A 19,409-nucleotide genomic window follows, 5' to 3' on the forward strand; every position below is an offset into this window, starting at 1 on the left:
ATCTTGCCTTCCATACGACAAGCCAAGCAGGACCGGTACCGTTCGCGCTCAATTCCAATGAGGCACCACTAACCATTACGCGCTCAAAAAACGTGAGGCACGTCGGGGTTGTCGCGAGGACTTGCGGCGCTGGTAGTGTGGTGGGTATGTCTATCGCATCGGATGAAGCTCGCAGGCAGCTGGATCGCTTGGTGGCATTGGGGTATCCTGACGTGGCGGATATCAGCGCCGCCGCGTTTCGCGCGCTCGCCCGGCCGCTGATCGGCGTGTTGGAGGGGCTGGACGCGCAGCATGATCTCGGATCGAAGATTCTGCTGGTGCCCACGCGCGAGCTGGTGTCGCCCGAGTCGCTGATCGCCCGTACCAGCATCTATCGCATGGCTGGTTTCACGACGATGCCGCCGCGTGACATCGCGAGTTTTCTGCCGCAGGACGGGTTCGAGCCGCCCGAGGGGCCGTTCTATCTGGTGGTCGATCCTCACACCGGAACCTGCTATATCAACCGTGAGCCTGATGTGGCGCGCAAGCTGATCGATTCCGACGAGCGGCTGCCGCTCACTCTGGAGGAGGGGTTGGCGATCGCAACGCAGCATCCTGAATGGCTGTTGGAGAAGAACGGGTTCAATCTGCTCGGATCGCGCTCGGCGGACGGCCGCGTGCCTAGCATCTGGATGAGTCAGAACGCGCCGCGTTTGGGTGCTGTCTGGCCGAATTCCAAGCATACGTGGCTTGGCAACGCCTATTGCGCCGCCCGCCGCGGTGTTTCGCTATTCCGCTGATCATTGCGCCGGGCTGATTGATACGCTGGATAGACATCTTCGACAGATGTCCTTGCCATTTGTCGGCGGCCCTTGTCGGAGGCTTCTGCCAGCGGTGTTTCGTACATGATCGCATGATTGATGCTCAGGTTTGTGTGGCTCCCTGATCTCCTTGAGCTCTCGCAGGGTGTGTTCTCGTGGGTTCTTTCGGTATTGCCAGGGTTCACGCGAGTACGCGACCGAGTACGGGAGTTTCCGTGTGCATGCATGCCTCGTAGCGCAAGTAACGCTAGCAGCGCAAGTGTCTCGTGTAGCGCAAGGATCTCTCGGGATTTGCCTTGAGTTCGTGGAATCTTTGCGCTAAGCGTCTCATAGCGCACGTCTCATAGCGCAAGGATTTCTCGGAAAGATCCTTGATTTCGTAAAATCTTTGCGCAATCGGCCCCCTTAGCGCAAGGATTTCTCGGGATTTGCCCTAAGTTCGTAAAATGTTTGCGCTAAGCCTTGTCCCAGCGCAAAGATTCTACGAAATGGCCCTTTTCCCCGAGAATTCCTTGCGCTGATGGGGTCGGACTGAGGTCGGAACGGACTAGGGTCGGGACAGATCGGGAGAGCGCAGATCGGGGGGCCGAGTCTGGGACACAAGCGCTCGGTGTCGCAAGTGTCTGTCGTCGCAAGCGTCCTGATGCCGGAAGTGGTGGGGAACGCAAAGCGCCCGGGTGTCGCAAGCGCTGAGGAACGCACGATCTTTCGCAAGTTCTGTGAGTGCACGTTGTTTCAGTTGTTTGCAAGATGTGCCTTGATTGTGCATCGGATGTGCGAGATAAGCGGCGGCTGATATGAGTGGGTCGTTTTACAATATGAACGATAACTATGCATCGTTGATGGAGGAGAGAAGACGATGATATGTCAGCATTGCGGCGCTCACAATGAGCTTGGCAGCAAGTTTTGCATCGGCTGCGGCAAACCGCTGAACGCTCCAGCATCAGCCGCATCGGCTGCAGCGCCAGTTCCGCCGACCCCCGTACATGGCGCCTCGGTGCCGCCGGTTCCCATGCCGTCCGGTCCTGCGGTCGGCGTGCCATCAGGATTCGCCTCGGTTCCCATGCCCGGTGCGGCAGCGCAGGGCCAGCAAGCCCAGCCAAAGCAGCAGCAGGCCGCTCGTCCGCAGCAGCCACAGCCGGTCACTGACGAGACGCGCACCGTGCTGGATTCCTCCGCTCCCGTAGACGAGAGCGCCGCATCTGCCGCTCCTGCCACTGCCTCCGCTCCCGTGCGGCCCGAACACAGCGGTCGAGCCGCGCAGAGCACATCGACCACCGTCGCAGACAACGCTGGCAATGATGCAACGGAAGGCGGCAAGACCGGCAAGAGCCGCAAAGGACTCATCATCGGCATCATCGTCGCCGTGGTGGTGCTGATCGCAGCCGGCGTCGCACTGTTCCTCACCTACAACAACGAAGTATGGGGCGGCAAGAAGCTGCCCACCGAAGCCGAATTGCAAGCGGAGACCGGCAAGACAGTCACCGCGAAGGAGGTGGTCGCGCGTCTCAAGGCCAAGGGTCTTGACGCACACACCAAGGCGATCTTCTCCGGAAAGCCCAAGGGATCGTTCATCGGATATGACGGTCAGCAGGCCGGCATCCGCGTGTCTGCCGGTTCCAAGGTGACCGTGCAGGAGTCGCTCGGACCGGGCGTGCCGAAGGGCACCCTTGGCCAGCAGGCCACCAAGGTCGTGGACGAGCTCAAGGGCATGAACGTGCCGGTCCACTACAAGCAGGTCATCGTCAACGACACGTCGAAGAAGCCGACCGGCTCAATCGTCGCCACCTACCCGTCCGATGGTCAGGCCGTGACCGACACCGACAAGGGCATCTACGTGGGCGTGGCCACCGAAGGTGACGGACTCGGCGCCGACATCATCGGTCAGAGCACATCCGACGCCCAGTCGGCCGCCGAAGCCAAGGGATTCGACGTCAAGCTCGCGCCGCGTCTGTCCAGCAAGGAGGACGCCGGCAAGATCGTGGCCACCGAGCCGGCCGCGGGCGGCGAGATCCCCTCCGGCAGCACCGTCACCCTCTACTATGGCGTGGATTCCAGCGGCGTCAAGGACGCCTACACCGACTCCACCGGCACGTTGGGCAATTCGGCGCTCGCGGCTGGCACCTGGTGCCGAGCCGACGGCGACTGCATCACGCTCAAAGCCGACGATTCCGGCGACAACTCGGCATCCACACATGGTGCCATCGCCTATACGGAAGGTCGGGACGGCACGTCCTACACCAACGGCGGCAGCTACACGGAGACCCTCATCTCATGCGACGCTGTCCAGCAGGCGTACTGCAGCAGCACCAACGCCGACTATCTGATCACCGGCGACACCGGCGCATTCGAGCTGTTCCCGCACATCTCGGCCACCAACTACTGGTGCGGCGATACGATGGTGAACGCCAACGGTCCCTCGTCCAAAGTGTGCATCAACGGCAAGATGGTCGATGCCGGCGACAACGCCGACCTGTACGGCAAGGAGTCCGGCTCCGTGTACCGTATGCAGGATCTCTACGTGGTGGTTCCGGCCGGCGCCGATCTCGATGCGCTCGAATCGAGCGGATACTTCGACAAGGATGCGCTCGCCGAAGCGAAGAAGCAGCAGGCCGTGGACGCCAGCCGTCCGTTCCTGCTCTACCGCGATCCCAAGCTCTACGACAAGACCACTTCGCCGCGCAAGTCCGGCTCTAAGTTCCTCAGCAACCCGTTCCTGCCATATACCGGCTACGGCGACAAGAACACGGTGGCGTTCAAGCCCGCGCCGAGCAACGACAGCGCCTACTATCTGGTCGTCTCCAGCGATCTTGACTGGGATTCGTTGGCGGATGCCTCCGTCAAGGGCGCAGGCTCCTCGGATGCGGCGAAGTCGTCAGATTCGTCGGATTCGAGCAAGACGAAGGATGCGAAGGACATGTCGCTGTCCGAGGTCCGGCTTGCCCTCAACGATGGCGACTTCTCGCCGATCGCCGGCAAGTACTGCCTGAAGGACAACACGATGTGCGTCACCGTCGACAAGACCGGCAAGGCCGTGCTTTCGGGAAGCCAGAGCTATCCGATGAGCCCGGACGATCCGAAGTCCGCACAGCTGAGCACCCTCACCGGGCGCAAGGACAAGGGCTGGCAGATCCCCGACGATGTCGGCATCGAGCTCATGGGACCCGACAGCGACTACCGTTGCGACAGCGAGAAGGGCTACGATGCGTGCATGGGCGGCGGATATCCTGAATACAAGATCAACCGCCCGGTCGATATGGTCTACATCCCTGCCGGTATGAGCAGCGCCAAGTATAACGGCATTGCCAATACCAATCCGGATGATCCGCAGGTGGCCGGTCAGGGCGAGCCCGACAGCTCGAAGCCGTTCCTGAAGCTATTGAGGTATCAGATGAACGTGCCTCCGACCGACAAGAACGTGCTCTACAAGGTCGAGTAGTCGAGTAGTCAGTCGAGTAGTCGAGTAGCGCCTGACAGGTGCCTGACGGGCGGGTAACGTCCTGCGGGTAGGCTGGGTATCAGCACGAGGCTGAGAATCCGAGAAGGGAGCACTCGATGTACTGCACGAATTGCGGGGCGCGAAACGATGGCGGGCGGTTCTGCTCGAACTGCGGCAAGCCGCTGCCGACGGACGCCCACCGGCAGAATCCGCCCTCCCCACAGCCGCCGTCGATACCTGCGGTGCCGCTGCCGGGTGGTACCACGATCATCGATCAAAGCGTGCCGCCGCTGGAGCCGACGTTCCCCGATGCGGCTGCGCAGCATACGGCACCCGCCATGCCGGGTGGCGCGCAGCCGCAGCCGGCATGGCAAGCCCAGCCACCACAACCTATCCGGACGGCAACGACCCAGCCCGTCGGCCAGTCGGCCGGTGGCGCGGCCGCGGTTGCCGGTGGCGCGGCCACGGCCGCTGCGGCCACCGGTACCGCCACCACTACTGCGGCCTCAGTCGGCACAGCCGCAACGGTTGACGATGCCGCCACTGCCGTGGTGAATCCGCACCGTCGCATGATCATCGTCGCCGCCATCGTGGCGCTGGCGATCGCGGCCGTTGTGACGACGCTGATCATCACATACAACAACGAGATCTGGGGCGGCAAGAAGCTGCCGACCGTCGCCGAAATGACCGACAAAGGCGCGGCCAAGGCATCCGACGTGGTGGCCGAGCTCAAATCCAAGGGTCTTGAACCGCATACCAAGACCGTGTTCTCCGGCAAGCCGAAAGGCGATTTCGTCGGTTATGAGGGCGCAGATGAGGGCACTCGCGTGCAGCCCGGCAGCACGGTCGTCGTGCGCGAATCGGGCGGTCCTGGCGTGCCGAGTGACACGCTGGGTCGCAAGGCCACCGACGCGGCGGACACCCTCGAATCGATGAACGTGCCGGTGCATTACAAGCAGGTCGTCATCAACGACGCAAGCAAGCACCCGACGGGCACGGTCGTGGCGACCAACCCCGCCCCCGGCGTGGGCGTGACCGACAAGGAATCAGGCATCACCGTCGGCGTCGCCACCAAGGGGGACGGACTCGGCGTCGATCGCGTCGGGCAGAACATCGATGATGTGCGCTCCGATCTGGAATCGCAGGGCTACAGCGTGAGCGTCGAGCAGCGGTTCTCGTCCGAGAAATACGTCGGCAAGCTCGTCGGTGCGATTCCCGGCCCTGGCACGCCGCTGCAATCCGGGCAGAGCGTCGTGCTCTACGAGGGCGTGGATGCTGGTTCCGTGGACGATCTGGCGATAGACCGCAGCACCAGTGAGGGCTACGCCGTGAACTTCAGCGTGCCCTACGCGGCGGAGGGAGTCTATTGCAAGGCCGAACCGACCGGAAGCGACAAGGACTGCATGACGCTGATCGCGCATCAGGGCGAAGGGCAGGCCCAGGCGCAGATGTACCAGCAGTGGGGTGCGGCGGATGCGGGCGGCGGCGCCCAGCCGTCCAGCGAGGATCTGGTCTCGCAGTGCTTCGCTACCAACGGCGGTGACATCGGACGGTGCACCGTCCAATACACATCAAGCGAGTTGGGTGGATCAGAGGCGAAGGGCGGCTCCTCGAACCGACTCGTCGCGAAGCATCTCGGCGCGTTCGACTTCGGCAAGGGCGGTGAACGGGCGATGTGCGGCGATCAGCCGATTTCCACGTGGTTCGCCGGATGTGACAACGGCGTTGTGCAGAATGAGCCGGGGACGATGACCGGCGCCACCTATGAGATGAACGACTTCTTCGTCTATGCGGCGGCTGGAGCCGATATCGAAGGCATCGAAGATACCGGCTATTTCGATGCCGACGCGCTTGCCGAAGCGAAGAAGCAGAAGGCGGTGGACGGCGACCGGCCGTTCATCCTGTACCGCGATCCCACATTGTACAAGGAGACCAGTGTCGAGGTGACCGATTTCAACAAGGAGGACAACCCGTTCGTGCCGTCTTCCGGCTACTTCAGCGACGGAAGCGGCGACAAGAACGACGTGAAGTTCAAGCCGGCACCGTCGAACGCAACCGCCTACTATCTGGTTGAATCGGCCGAGCCGGACTGGGCGAGTCTTGCGGATGCCGACGTGAGCGCGAAGGGCGACGCGGCGGCGGATTCCGCGGATTCGACGGATTCTGCGGATGCTGCGAAGGGCGGTCAGAGCGATCAGAGTGGCGCCTTGCTCAAGCAGTTCGCCGGCGACTATTCGATGGGTTCGGGCGCGGGCGCGTGGGGCACGAGTATGACGGTCAACGCGGACGGCACTTTCACCGGCAGATATTCGGATGCCAACATGGGCGATACCGGCGAGGGGTATACTCACGGGTCGATTGCCGCGGCGAACTTCAGCGGGCGGTTCACCTCGCCGAAGAAAAACCCGGACGGCACCTACACGCTGCAATGCGCGGATTTCAAGGTGGATGGCGTCAAGGGGTCGTCGCGTATCGAGGACCAGACGAAGATCACCGTGAGCGAAGCCGTGGGTCTTGAGCCGTGCCGTACATTCACCGCATATCCGCAAGGCTATGCGGTCTCCAAGCTCAGTAGCGATATGAAGACCTGGAGCATGACGTATCTGTCGTCCGTCGACAGCACGATCACCAAGTTGCCCGGGTGGGCGCTGAAGAACGATGCCTCCGAGCACGAGTACACGCTTTACTCCGGATTCGGCACCAGCTCGAACTAGCGCAGCATGCGCGCGATGCGGCGCACCAAGGCGGCGAACGCGAGCGATGTGGTCAGTGCCACGGCGGCGAACACCTGCGGGCGGCGCAGATCGTTGCGCAGCGAGATCGTGCCCGTGATGCAGTGATCCTCGAAGAACACGCGCACCTCGTTGCTCGAATACCGTCCGACCAGCTCGCCCCACGTGAGCATGCGCGTTTCGTAGGCGGCCGGATCGGATTCGTGGAACTCGAACAGGCGGATGCCGCGATACCGCGATTTGGGACCATAGCATTCAAAACCGCAGGTCGGCGCGTATCCCAGATCAAGCCCATGCACATGCCCGACGAACGCGTTCTTGTGGTCGTGGCCGCAGAACAGTGCGAAATAGCCGCCCGCCTCGCGCAGCGCGGCGACCTCGCCCACGTTCTCGTCGGCGCATCCGATCGCCTCGCCAAGACGCGATCCAGGGCGGCACACCTTCTCGTCAAGCACATAGCAGCGGCCAGCGAACGTGCGTGCGCCCTCCACCGCGTTCGGCGTCCATGCGGGCACCTGTTTGAGGCAGTCATAGTACTCCTGCGGGGGAATATGCTGGAACGCGATGGTCGGCACTGGGCGACCGTCGCCATTGCGGGCGCTCAGCTCACGCTGCGAGGAGCCGAGCCATGCGATCGCCTCGCTGGTGGGCGTGCCGTAGCCGTCCGAATCGGCCAGATCCAGTCCGCGCGAGTTGACCACGTACTGCGGGTACTGCGCGTCGTTCTCCGCGGGATTGCCGGCATAGTCGCCCGAGTTGACGAGCGTGACGCTCATCGCGATGTGGTTGGAGCCGTCCGACGACAGCACCGGCAGCGCGAATGTGCCCGGTTCCAGTCCAATGGCGCTGGCGGAGCTGACCGCCACGCGCGGCGCGTCGCCGGTGGGGCCGACGGGGTTGGCATTGCTGGCATTGCTGGCGGTGTGGCCGGCGGCTGCCTTCGGATTGAGGCATCCGGGGAATTCGCGATAGATGTCGTCCTGTTCGTCGGCGAGGATGCCGCATTGGAAATCATGATTGCCGTATGTGGCGGCGAACGGTACGCCGGCATTGATGACCGGCTTGAGGAATGCGGCGAACGTGGCGCGCACCTTATCTCGGGTGGCGTCGAGCAGCTCGTCGAGCGTGGGGACCGGCGTTCCCTCCAGTTCGCTGACGGCGACGCGAGGGCGGATGCCCTTGAGGAACGCCTCGACGTGCGTTACCGCGCGCACTCGCGCTCCGGGTTCCTCGCCGCGCCGGCGCAGGAACGTGTCGATGTAGGCGGGGTCGTATCCGCGGATCTGATCGCCGGTGAGCACCACCAGATCGGGCTTCGCCTCGCGGATGGCGGCCTCGATCATGCGGATGGTGTCGCGATTGACCGCGGGGCCGTCCTGAATGTCGGCCATCTGCAGCACGCGGAAAGTGCCGTTCTTGCGAAAGCGCAGTGTCATGATTCCACTGTAATGCCCGCGGCTATGCGCCGCGCCGGTCACAGGGTGCGGGTTCGGTCACAGGGTGCGGGGCGCTCCCTGTGACCGCTTTCGGGAAACCTTGATATTGCATGGATTCGGGCACTCTGGTCACCGGGCGCGGGCGCTCCCTGTGACCAGAGTGCCCGGTGACCAATCGAGTGTGCGCGACATGGCTGAGCGCGACCGGATGACGAAATGCCGCCGATTCCTTGTGACGGCCGGCCGCTAGGATGGGGGCAAGGCGCAATTGTTACGCCTACGTAAACCACCGAGGGCGTATGCGGCGCGCATTGTGCATGCCGAGATGCCCGCATATGCCACTGGGCCGTCCTATCACGGCCAGCACATGAACGAAAAGGAGGAGTCATGGGTCAGGATCAATCGTCTGTGTTTGATCTCGCGGCGGTCGCCGCGGCATCCAACGGAGGGAACAACGACCCGCTGCTGCCTCCGGCGCGATTCATCGGAGATCCGCAGAAGCCCAGCCGCATGCCGTACAACAAGTACGCCGCATACGACAAGCAGGTTCCCTTTGACTACCCGGAGCGCACGTGGCCGGGCAAGCGACTGCAGCGGGCGCCGCGCTGGTGCTCCGTCGATCTGAGGGACGGCAATCAGGCCCTTGTCAATCCGATGGATTCCGAGCGCAAGCTGCGTTTCTGGAATCTTCTGGTGTCGATGGGATTCAAGGAGATCGAGGTCGGCTTCCCGTCCGCGTCCGAAACCGATTTCGATTTCATCCGCATGCTGATCGAACGTGAGCTGATCCCGGATGACGTGACCATCGTCGTGCTCACCCAGTGCCGCGAGCATCTGATTCGCCGCACCTACGAGGCGCTGCGCGGGGCGAAGCGCGCCATCGTGCACTTCTACAACTCCGTTTCCGTGCTGCAGCGCGAGGTCGTCTTCCGCAAGAACAAGGACGAGATCAAGAAGCTCGCCACCGATGCCGCCGAACTGTGCAAGGATCTCGAATCCGAGGCCCAGGGCATCGATCTGTACTACGAGTACAGCCCCGAATCGTTCACCGGCACCGAGCCGGACTACGCGGTCGAGGTGTGCAATGCGGTGATCGGCGTCATCAAGCCGACTCCCGAACACAAGATGATCATCAACCTGCCGGCCACCGTCGAAATGACCACGCCGAACGTCTTCGCCGACGAAGTGGAGTACGTCTCCACGCATCTCGACGACCGTGACGCCGTCGTGCTCTCCCTGCATCCGCACAACGACGAAGGCATGGGCGTCGCCGCCGCCGAGCTGGCGCTGCTCGCCGGTGCCGACCGACTTGAGGGATGCCTGCTGGGCAACGGCGAACGCACCGGCAACGTCGATCTGGTGACGGTGGGACTCAACCTGTTCACGCAGGGCATCGATCCGCAGCTCGATCTGTCCAACGTGCCGGAGATTCGCAAGACCGTCGAGTACTGCAACCAGATCAAGATCTCCGAGCGGCACCCCTACGCCGGCAACTTCGTGTTCACCGCGTTCTCCGGGTCGCATCAGGACGCCATCAAGAAGGGACTCGAAGCGCGCCAGGTGGCCGCCGAGCGCGCCGGTGCCGATCTCGACAGCTTCGTATGGCTCGTACCGTACCTGCCGATCGATCCGAAGGACATCGGCCGCACCTACGAGGCGATCATCCGCGTCAACTCGCAGTCCGGCAAGGGCGGCATGGCATATCTGCTCAAGACTAACCACAATCTCGATCTGCCGAAGCGTCTGCAGGTGGAGTTCGACAAGATCGTGCAGAAGTACGCCGACGACACGAAGAAGGAAGTCAAGGACGAGGACATCTGGCGCCTCTTCAAGGACGAGTACCTTCCCGTCGAGGAGTCCGGCGCTACCGCGGCCGGCGCAGTGGTCGGCGATCGTCGCGACGAAAGCCTGGAGCAGTGGGGTCGCCTCAAGCTGCTCAAGGTGTCTGTATCGTCCGGCGAGGATGGTTCCGACACCGTGCTCAAGGCGAAGCTGCTCGATCGCGGTCCGTCGGGTGCGAAAGGCGTCGAGCCGGTGGTGCGCGAACTGAGCGGCGTGGGCAACGGTCCGATCGCCGCGTTCCTCAACGCGGTTGCGACGCTGGGGCTCAACGTGTCCGTCATGGACTACGTCGAGCACGCCATGACCGCCGGCACCGACGCCATGGCCGCCTCCTACGTGGAATGCGAGATCGGCGAGGCGCCGGAGTCGCAGGTCATCTGGGGCGTGGGCATCGACTCGTCGATCACCACCAGCTCGCTCAAGGCGATCATTTCCGCGATCAACCGCTCCGAGCGCTGAGTGCGGACTTAGGTTTCTGCTTTCGCTGACTGACGCTATATGTGATAAGGCGGCTGGCCTCGTGCAGGAGATGCTCTTGCAGGAGGCCAGCCGCTTCTTTTGTGTGCGTTTGTGGTCCTGTTGCACATACGTGCGCACTTGCCTACTTGTCACGCGACGCGTTTTTGTCGCTTTTTTGCGCCGCGTGACAGGCGGTATTGTCACGCGACGCAAAAATACGCCTGAAACGCGTCGCGTGGCAGATTGCTCTTGTAGCGAGTGGCGGGTTTCCGCCATTATGTGTAGCGGTCTGATCTGGCTGGTTTCGACAGCTTGTCACGCGACGCAAAAACGCGCGATTATTGCGCCGCGTGACAAGTGCCGCGTGACAAGATCAGGTGCTGAGCTCCCCGCTTTGCGGCTACTGTCCGCCTCGCGCCAATCTCCGCTGTGCGACTACTGCCCGTTGCCGCCGCCGTTCTCGCCGGTCCCATCACCGTTGCCGCCACCTGTCTCGCCGGTGCCGGTGCCTGTGCCACCGGTGTCTGTGGTGCCGTTGCCGCCGCCGTTCTGATCGGTCTGCTGCCCGCCGGTGTTGCCGCCTGTACTGTTGCCGCCTCCGTTGCTGCCGCCGGTCCCGTTGCCGGTGCCATTGCCACCGGTCTGCTGGCTGTTGCCGCCGCCTGTCGTGTTACCGCCGTCGCTGCCGTCGGTGCTGCCGTCTGCATTGGTCCCGTCGTTGCCGCCGGTCTGCTGGCCGTTGCCGTTGTCGGTGGACTGGTCGTTCTTGTCGCTCTGTGACGGTTTCTTGGTCGTGGTATAGCCGCCGAGTCCCCATGTGCCGTCCGGGCCGCCGACTTTGCCGTCGTCCTTCGCGGTGGGGAACTGCTCGACCGGCATGTCGGCCATTGCCTGCGTCATGTACTCGGTGAACAGGTGCGACGGGTATCCGGTCGAGGAGATGCCGTATCCGGCGAACTGCGGCACGACCTGCGGATTGCCGTTCTCGTCCGGGTTCCAGATCGCCCACACGTTGAGCAGATTCGGCGCGTATCCGACGAACGAGGCGGCCTTCTCGTCGTTCGCCGTGCCGGATTTGCCGGCGAGCGGGCGGCCGACCGCCTGCGCCTCGGTCGCGGTTCCGTACTGGATGGTGCCCTGCATCGCCTTCTGCACGAGCGCGCAGTCGTTCGCGTCGAACACGCGCTTGTTCTCCAGCAGCGCCTTGTAGAGTTCGGTGCCGTCGGCGTCGGTCACTCGCGCGACCATGTGCAGCGTGTTTCTGACGCCGTTGTTGGCGATGGTGGTGTGCCCCTGCGCGAGATCCTTGACGGTGATCGAGTTGATGCCGAGCACGTTGTAGGCGCTGTTTTCGTCGATGTCGCCGGTGATGCCGGCCTGATGCGCGATTTCGGCGAGCCGCTTCGGCGTCAGATGCTCGTTGACGTTCATGAACACGGCGTTGACCGAGTTCGCGGTCGCCTGATAGAGGTTGATGTATCCCCAGTTGTTGTTCAGCGCGTTGTTGACCTGTGCGCTGACCCCGGGCGAGATCGTGAAGGTCTGACCGGAGTTGCCGTTGAAGATCGTGTCGAAGCTCACGCCCGACTGCGCCGCGCCGAGCAGCGCGAACGGCTTCATCGTCGACCCCGGCTCGAACACGGCCTGCGTGGCGTTGTTGAGCTGCTGTTTGAGATAGTCGGAACCGGAGTAGATCGATACGATGCCGCCGGTCTTCGGATCGACCGCGATGCCGCCCACCTGAATGCTTGCCGGCATGTCGGCTGGGCGGGTGTCGCCCACGGTCTGCATAATCTTCTGCTTGTTCTGGTCGATCGTGGTGATGATCCGGTATCCGCCGGTGTCGAGATCCTCTTTGGTGAACGCCTTGGATGCGATGAGCTCGTTGCTGACCATCGTCAGCAGGTAGCCGTTCGGCCCCTCGTAGTTGTTCTGAGTCGAGTAGGCGATGGTTTTCGGCATGGTCGCCGCGTCGCGCTGTTTGGTGGTGATGTAGCCGTCCTCGGCCATGATGTTGAGCATGCGATGGAAGCGCTGCTCGGCGATGGTCGGGTTGTCGGCCGGGTCCCATGTGGACGGGGATGGAATGATGCCGGCGATCATCGCCGCTTCGGGCATGGTCAGATTCTTCGCGTCCTTGCCGAAGTAGGCCTGTGCCGCAGCTTGGATGCCGTATGAGCCGCGACCGAGATAGATCGTGTTCATGTAATTGCACAGCACCTGGCTTTTGTCCTCGGTCTGGGCGATCTTCAACGCCATGATCGCTTCTCGCGCCTTGCCGAGGTACGTGGTCGTTTCGCCTACGTAGTAGCGTTCCACGTACTGCTGGGTGATGGTCGAGCCACCTTGGCGCGTCCCCTTGGTGATGTTGTTGAACAGTGCGCGTGCGATGCCTTTGATATCGATGCCGCTGTCGGTGTAGAACGTGCGGTTCTCGGAGGCGACGATCGCGTTGCCGATGTAGCTGGGCAGGTCGGCGCAGCTGATGATGTCGCGATTCTGCTCCGCATAGGAGCCGATCGGTGTTTTGCCGTCGGCGTAATAGACGGTCGTCTTCTGCGCGAGGGCGAACTTCTCCGGCTGCGGCACCTCGGTGGTGATGTACAGGTAGGCGAACGCTCCGATGCCGAGCGCCAGCACCGCGCCGATGATGCCAAGCGTCCATTTGAGGATCAGATGACGTTTGCGACCCTTCGGGCGTGGTCCTTTCGAGCCGCGTGCGCGGTGCGCTCCCGACCCGTTGTGGCGGGGCGATGGGCGGCGGCCGTTGTCAAGATCGGTGTCGCCGCGCCTAGTGCCGGCCGTGTGGCGGGCTCCCGAGGTGCCTCTGACCCCTCGCGTATGGCTTGTCGTCGTGCGTGCCGCGCCGGTGGCGCTGCGCGCCGAACGGGCGCGCCGGGGCGTCGAGGCGCTGCCGCTCGTGACGCGCCCCAGCATGATGCCCATGCCGGTGAAGGGTTGCGATGATGCACTGCGTGACTGTAGGACCATGCCCACCACCGTAACGGCCCCCCTTGAAAAAACGCGGAGAGGTGGCCGTTTATCCGAGGGTAGTGTATACTGGACCGAGCCTCCGCGTGGCGTTACGTCACCCAATCCCCCCAGGGCAGGAATGCAGCAAGGGTAAGTGGCCTCTGACGGGTGCGCGGAGGTTTTTCTGTATTCCGCCGATGTGTGGTACGGCACGTCAAACGGCGCGCGCACCGGCTCGACGGGGATTCTCCTGATGCTCCTCGCACTGTTCCATGCCATTTGTGCACATTTGCCCCGAAGTCGGCCGTCTCGCCTCGCCGATCGACCGCAACGCCGTAGAGTCTTGGTATGACACCAACGAATGACGGACTTCCAGAACTCACTGGGCACTCGGGCGGACGCAAGCCGACGGATTCGCCGAACTCGGCGCGTCCGATCGCCCATGCCGATCCGACCGGGTCGACAGAGCGGGCTGAGCGCTCACAGCATGCCGGGCAATCCGATCAGCCGCCGTTCGCCACGCCGCCAACGCCGCCAACGCCGTTCGTACCGTTGCATCCGCCGATCGCATCCCCGTCGGGCGGCCGGCAGACCATCGCGAATCAGTCGTCCACAAACCCCGGCCCATCCACGACGCGCGCCGCGGCGCTCGGGCAGCAGGACGACGACATCTTCGCCAAGGCGATCGGCAGTGACGCGTCGCGGAAAACCGGCGCGAAAACCGGCGCGAAAACCGGCGTTGCCGACGCGGCGCTCGCCGACGCCGCCATTGTGCCCACCGATGAGTACGACGTCGACCGAGCCCTCGCCCGACTCGACCCGCTGACAATCCGCCCGCGCCTCTCCAGCCGGGTGATGTGCGCGGTGTTCGGCGTTCTGCTGCTGGCGCTCGCCGCGCTGGTGTGGTGGACGGCCGTATGGACCGAGGTCGGCCAATCCTACGACGATCTCGTGCTGACGAATTTCAATGATTCGATTCTGGGACCGCTCGCGCCGGTGGTGCGCCTGTTCACGAAGTCGCCGGTGGTGATCGCCGTGTCGGCCGCGTTTGCGCTCGCCGCGTTCGCGATCATGGCGATTCGTCGCCGCTGGTGGCTGATCGGCCAGAGTGTGGCGCTTGCCGCGCTGTGCTATGCGGCGACGCTGCTCAAATACGTGCTGCCGCGCCCGTTCATCATCTATACGAATTATCCGGTCGTCAATTCCGCGCCGTCGGGGCACACGATGCTGGCCGCGACGGCGTGCGCGCTGCTGCTGATCGCCGTCGCGCGCGAGGGGCGCGCGCTGGCCGCGGTCGTGGGCATGGTGGTGTCGTCAACGGTCGGATTGTCGGTGATCGCGGGCAAGTGGCACCGGCCGAGCGATGTGCTCACGTCGCTGCTGATCGTTGCGGGATTGACGCTGATCATACTGTCGTTCACGCGCGCGTCCGGCATGGATGCGCCGGGGCGCCGCGTGTCGTCGATCAGCGTGCAGATCGTCGGCACGGTGATGATCACCGCCGGGCTGATCGCCTGCGTGTATGCGGGGTATGTCGTCTGGCAGATTCTTCCCGGATTGTCGCTGAGCGCCGGCTGGGCGGTGAACGGCGCGCATGCGTCGACGGTGGTGGGCGTTCTTGCGGTTTCGTCGCTGACCGGTGGGCTGGTGCTGTCGATGCGGCATCTGACGGCCGCCCCGCTGAGTCGGATGGGTCTGATCGGAGCGCCGCCCACCCCGCCGAAGCAGCCGAACCGCCAGGAGCAGCAGAAGCGGCAGCGGCAGCCGAAGCGGCAGTCGAAGCGATCGAAACGGTAGATCGAGGATGCGGCGAACTGTCGGGTGGGCGGCATCTCGCCGGCGCTCGCCACGCGAACATGGGACGTTGACCGCCCTTCATGGGTAATATGACGTTCCGTAGGACACCTATGTAAGGAGCGGACATGGTCAGCGGCAGCAAGCTCGTCATTGTGGAGTCTCCCACCAAGGCCAAGAAGATAGGCGGGTATCTCGGCAAGGGATACAACGTCATGGCGTCGGTGGGCCACATTCGCGATCTTGCCCAGCCCAGTCAGGTGCCGGCGGCCGACAAGGCGAAGTTCGGCCGGTTCGGCGTGGATGTGGAGGATGGGTTCAAGCCGTACTACATCGTGGACGGCGACAAGAAGCGCACCGTTTCCGAATTGAAGTCCGCGTTGAAGGGCGCCGACGAGCTGTATCTGGCGACTGATGAGGATCGCGAGGGGGAGGCGATCGCCTGGCATCTGGTGCAGACGCTCAAGCCGAAGGTGCCGGTCAAGCGCATGGTGTTCCACGAGATCACCCCGGAGGCCATCAAGGCGTCGCTGTCGCACACGCGAGACGTGGATGATCATATGGTGGACGCGCAGGAGACTCGCCGCGTGCTTGACCGCCTGTATGGCTATGAGCTGTCGCCGGTGCTGTGGCGCAAGGTCGGTCCGGGACTGTCGGCTGGGCGCGTCCAGTCGGTCGCCACCAGGCTCATCGTCGAGCGTGAGCGTGAGCGCATGGCGTTCGTGCGGGCGTCGTACTGGGACATCGTCGCCACGCTTGCCGCGCCCGGCGCACAGGGCGAGTCCGTCGCCTTCGACGCGCGCATGGTCGCGCTTGCCGGCAAACGACTGGCCAATTCCAAGGACTTCGGCGCTGACGGCCGCCTCACGCCCGCAGGATTCGCGGACAACGTCCGCCAACTGTCTAAGGAGCAGGCCGGTGCGATCGCGCAGACGCTGCGTGATGCCGCATTCACGGTCATGTCGAACGAATCGAAGCCGTATCGTCGTCGCCCGATGCCGCCGTTCACCACGTCCACGCTGCAGCAGGCGGCCGGCAACCGGCTGTCCATGAGCTCGCGCGCGACGATGCGTGCCGCGCAGGGACTGTACGAGAACGGCTATATCACGTACATGCGAACCGATTCGGTGACGCTGTCGCAGGAGGCGATCGCCGCGGCCCGCTCCTCGGTCGAATATCACTACGGCAAGGCGTATCTTTCCGAGGCTCCCAAACAGTACACGACCAAGACCGCAGGCGCTCAGGAGGCGCATGAGTGCATCCGTCCGGCAGGCGCTCGATTCCGCGATCCGGACGAACTGGCGGACAAGGTGCCGCCGGACCAGCTCAAGCTGTACACGCTCATCTGGCGTCGCACCCTCGCCTCGCAGATGGCCGACGCGACCGGTTCGACGGCCACCGTGCGGCTGAGTGCTCCCGCCGGCGATCAGGGCGAGGCGGTGTTTCAGGCATCCGGCACGGTGATCGAGTTTCCCGGATTCCTCAAGGCGTTCGGCGATGGCAGTCGCTCATCCGGCTCGGATGCGGCGAAGGCGGGTGCGCGCGCGGCCGAGTCGGAGCGCAAGGGCGACGAGCGCAAAAGCGATGAGCGCAAAAGCGATGAGCGCAAAAGCGATGAGAACGTCTCGCTGCCGCCGATGACGGTCGGACAGCGGCTTGATGCGCGTTCGGTCGAGGCGGACGGCCATGAGACCCAGCCGCCGGCGCGCTACACGGAGGCCTCGCTGGTCAAGACGCTGGAGGCCAAGGAGATCGGCCGCCCGTCGACCTATGCGAGCATCATTTCGACGATCATCGATCGCGGATATGTCTACGAGCGTGGTCGTGCGCTGATTCCCTCGTGGCTGGCGTTCTCGGTGATCAAGCTGCTGGAGACCAAATTCCCCAAGTACGTGGACTACGCGTTCACCGCCGACATGGAGAACGGGCTCGATCAGATCGCCCACGGCCAGCAGACCGGTCGGGACTGGCTCACGCGGTTCTACTTCGGCTCGGGCGAGGGGGCGGCGAAGTCGGCTGACGAGGCGCATGCCGGATTGCAGCAGCAGGTCGCCCAGCTTGGCGAGATCGATGCGCGCGCGATCAACACCATCGACATCGGCGACGGGCTTCATGTGCGCGTCGGCCGCTACGGCCCGTATCTGGAGGATATGGAGCACTTGGATGCCGAAGGCAATCCGAAGCGCGCGTCCATTCCCGACACGATGGCTCCGGACGAGCTGACGGTCGAAGCCGGGCACGATCTCATCGAGCATCATTCGGGCGGTCCGCGTGTGCTGGGCGTCGATCCGGCCACCGGCGGCACGGTCGAAGTGCGCAACGGGCGATTCGGACCGTATGTGGCGTTGGTGCCTCCTGCTGCCGAATCGGCATCCAAGCCCGTTGCCGCAAAGCGAACCACGCGCAAAAGCGAGTCTGCGCCGAAACCCAAGATGGCGTCGCTGTTCAAGACGATGAATCCGGAATCGCTCACTCTGGAGGATGCGCTGCGACTGCTCACCCTGCCGCGCATGGTCGGCTCCTACGAGGAGACGAACGCCGAAACCGGGCAGATCGGCCAGTCCACGGTCGAAGCCAACAATGGTCGCTACGGCCCGTACCTGACCAAGACCGCGGCGGACGGCAAGACCGAGACGCGGTCCCTTGGCAGTGAGGATGAGATCTTTACGGTGGACATCGAAAAGGCCAAGGATCTGTTCGCTCAGCCGAAGTATGGGCGCGGACGCGGCCGTGGCGCCGCCAAGCCCCCGCTGCGCGAACTCGGCCCCGACCCTGAGACCGGCAAGCCCGTGACCATCAAGGACGGATTCTACGGTGCCTACATCACCGACGGCGAGACCAATCGCACGGTGCCCAAGCAGTACACGCCGGAGTCGATCGAACCGGCCGAGGCGTTCCGTCTGCTCGCCGAGAAGCGTGCGGCCGGTCCCGCCAAGCGGCGTACGCGCAAGGCCGCCGGCTCGTCGGCGAAGTCGGGCGCGAAGACGGGCGTGTCCAAGTCGGCTGCGTCCAAGTCGGCTGCGAAGACGACCACGAAGGCATCCGGTGCAAAGACGGCTGCGTCCAAGCGCAGCGGCGGCACCACACGTAGCAGTGGCACCACGCGCACGACTCGCACCGCGAAGTCGACTGCTGCGAAGTCGACTTCAGCCAAGTAGACTGCGGCCAAGTCGGCTGCTAGTGGCCTCGCAAATGATCGGGAACGGCTTTTCTTAGCTGGATTTGTCACCGCCGTCAGGGGGGCAACAAATCTCAACTATTGGTGAGGCAGACGACGTGCTTCCTGTTTGGCCAGTGGCTGTTCGGCCACTGGCATATTGGTTGCCGATTGGCAACTAAGTGGCATCTCAGCGCAAGGATTTTTCGGGATTTGCCTTGAGTTCGTAGAATCTTTGCGCTAGGCGGCATCTCAGCGCAAGGATCTTTCGGAATTAACCTTGAGTTCGTAGAATCCTTGCGCTAAGCCCTGTCCCAGCGCAAGGATTCTACGAAGTTCGCCTTCTTTCCGAGAAATCCTTGCGCTACTGCGCTACTGCGCGCCCCATCCCGCAAAACAACCACACAACAGTGGGATGGAATGCAATAATCGATGATTTCGTCGTCGCGTGACAGGCCGAATTGTCACGCGACGCGGTTTTGCCCCATTTTCACGTCGCGTGACAGACCGGCCTGGTTCAGCCCGGCACAACCCCGTGCCAAATCATTGCAATTCCGCCGTTTTGCAATCACGTAGCACGACGACTGAGCATCGCAGCCGATCGCAGCTTGTCACGCGACGCGGTTTTACCCGTTTTTTGCATCGCGTGACAGACGGGTCCGGACTAGCACGGACTAGCACAGACCGGTTCAGCACAGCACAGCACAGCACAGCCAAGGATTATGCACAAGGGTCATACAGCAAGAGTGCGCTACTGCGCTACAGCACTCGCGCTAA

General features: G+C 63.4%; 8 protein-coding genes, 1 other RNA gene and 1 pseudogene. 8 read left to right on the top strand and 2 right to left on the bottom strand.

The features are described from left to right. Window positions 1–146: 146 nt before the first annotated feature. From EHS19_RS08985 to EHS19_RS08995, 4 genes and pseudogenes are all read left to right on the top strand, one after another. Entirely contained in the window at window positions 147–779 is a 633-nt protein-coding gene (locus EHS19_RS08985; protein ID WP_151917421.1) for a DUF5701 family protein, read from the top strand. An 880-nt stretch (window positions 780–1,659) separates the two neighbouring features. Then, window positions 1,660–1,725, top strand: a pseudogene (locus tag EHS19_RS11645) (zinc-ribbon domain-containing protein); the annotation flags it as partial. A 72-nt stretch (window positions 1,726–1,797) separates the two neighbouring features. Then, window positions 1,798–4,239: a PASTA domain-containing protein gene (locus EHS19_RS08990; protein ID WP_241677184.1), complete on the top strand. Its 2,442-nt coding sequence runs from the start codon at window positions 1,798–1,800 to the stop codon at window positions 4,237–4,239. A gap of 116 nt (window positions 4,240–4,355) precedes the next feature. After that, on the top strand, window positions 4,356–6,953 hold the full coding sequence (locus tag EHS19_RS08995; RefSeq protein WP_151917422.1) for a PASTA domain-containing protein: 2,598 nt from the start codon (window positions 4,356–4,358) through the stop codon (window positions 6,951–6,953). Here EHS19_RS08995 and EHS19_RS09000 read toward each other — a convergent pair. Beyond that, the gene (locus EHS19_RS09000) at window positions 6,950–8,407 is read right to left on the bottom strand and encodes a metallophosphoesterase family protein (protein ID WP_175578397.1); all 1,458 of its coding nucleotides are present in this window, start codon (window positions 8,405–8,407) and stop codon (window positions 6,950–6,952) included. The genes EHS19_RS08995 and EHS19_RS09000 overlap by 4 nt on opposite strands. Window positions 8,408–8,794: 387 nt before the next feature. Here EHS19_RS09000 and leuA point away from each other — a divergent pair, with 387 nt between their 5' ends. Beyond that, the gene (leuA, locus tag EHS19_RS09005; RefSeq protein WP_151917423.1) at window positions 8,795–10,708 is read left to right on the top strand and encodes a 2-isopropylmalate synthase; all 1,914 of its coding nucleotides are present in this window, start codon (window positions 8,795–8,797) and stop codon (window positions 10,706–10,708) included. 435 nt (window positions 10,709–11,143) lie between these two features. Here leuA and EHS19_RS09010 read toward each other — a convergent pair whose 3' ends face one another. Next, on the bottom strand, window positions 11,144–13,645 hold the full coding sequence (locus EHS19_RS09010; RefSeq protein ID WP_421745535.1) for a transglycosylase domain-containing protein: 2,502 nt from the start codon (window positions 13,643–13,645) through the stop codon (window positions 11,144–11,146). A 127-nt stretch (window positions 13,646–13,772) separates the two neighbouring features. On the opposite strand from EHS19_RS09010, the gene ffs reads away from it, so the two are divergent. The 3 genes from ffs to topA all read left to right on the top strand — a co-directional run bounded on the left by ffs (window position 13,773) and on the right by topA (window position 18,633). Then, window positions 13,773–13,869: signal recognition particle sRNA small type (ffs, locus tag EHS19_RS09015), an RNA gene on the top strand. A 160-nt stretch (window positions 13,870–14,029) separates the two neighbouring features. Continuing rightward, entirely contained in the window at window positions 14,030–15,478 is a 1,449-nt protein-coding gene (locus EHS19_RS09020) for a phosphatase PAP2 family protein (RefSeq protein ID WP_241677185.1), read from the top strand. A gap of 125 nt (window positions 15,479–15,603) precedes the next feature. After that, on the top strand, window positions 15,604–18,633 hold the full coding sequence (gene topA, locus EHS19_RS09025; RefSeq protein ID WP_151917425.1) for a type I DNA topoisomerase: 3,030 nt from the start codon (window positions 15,604–15,606) through the stop codon (window positions 18,631–18,633). The last annotated feature ends 776 nt before the right edge of the window (window positions 18,634–19,409 follow it).

The sequence above is a fragment of the Bifidobacterium jacchi genome, assembly GCF_009078285.1.
Taxonomy (GTDB): Bacteria; Actinomycetota; Actinomycetes; order Actinomycetales; family Bifidobacteriaceae; genus Bifidobacterium; species Bifidobacterium jacchi.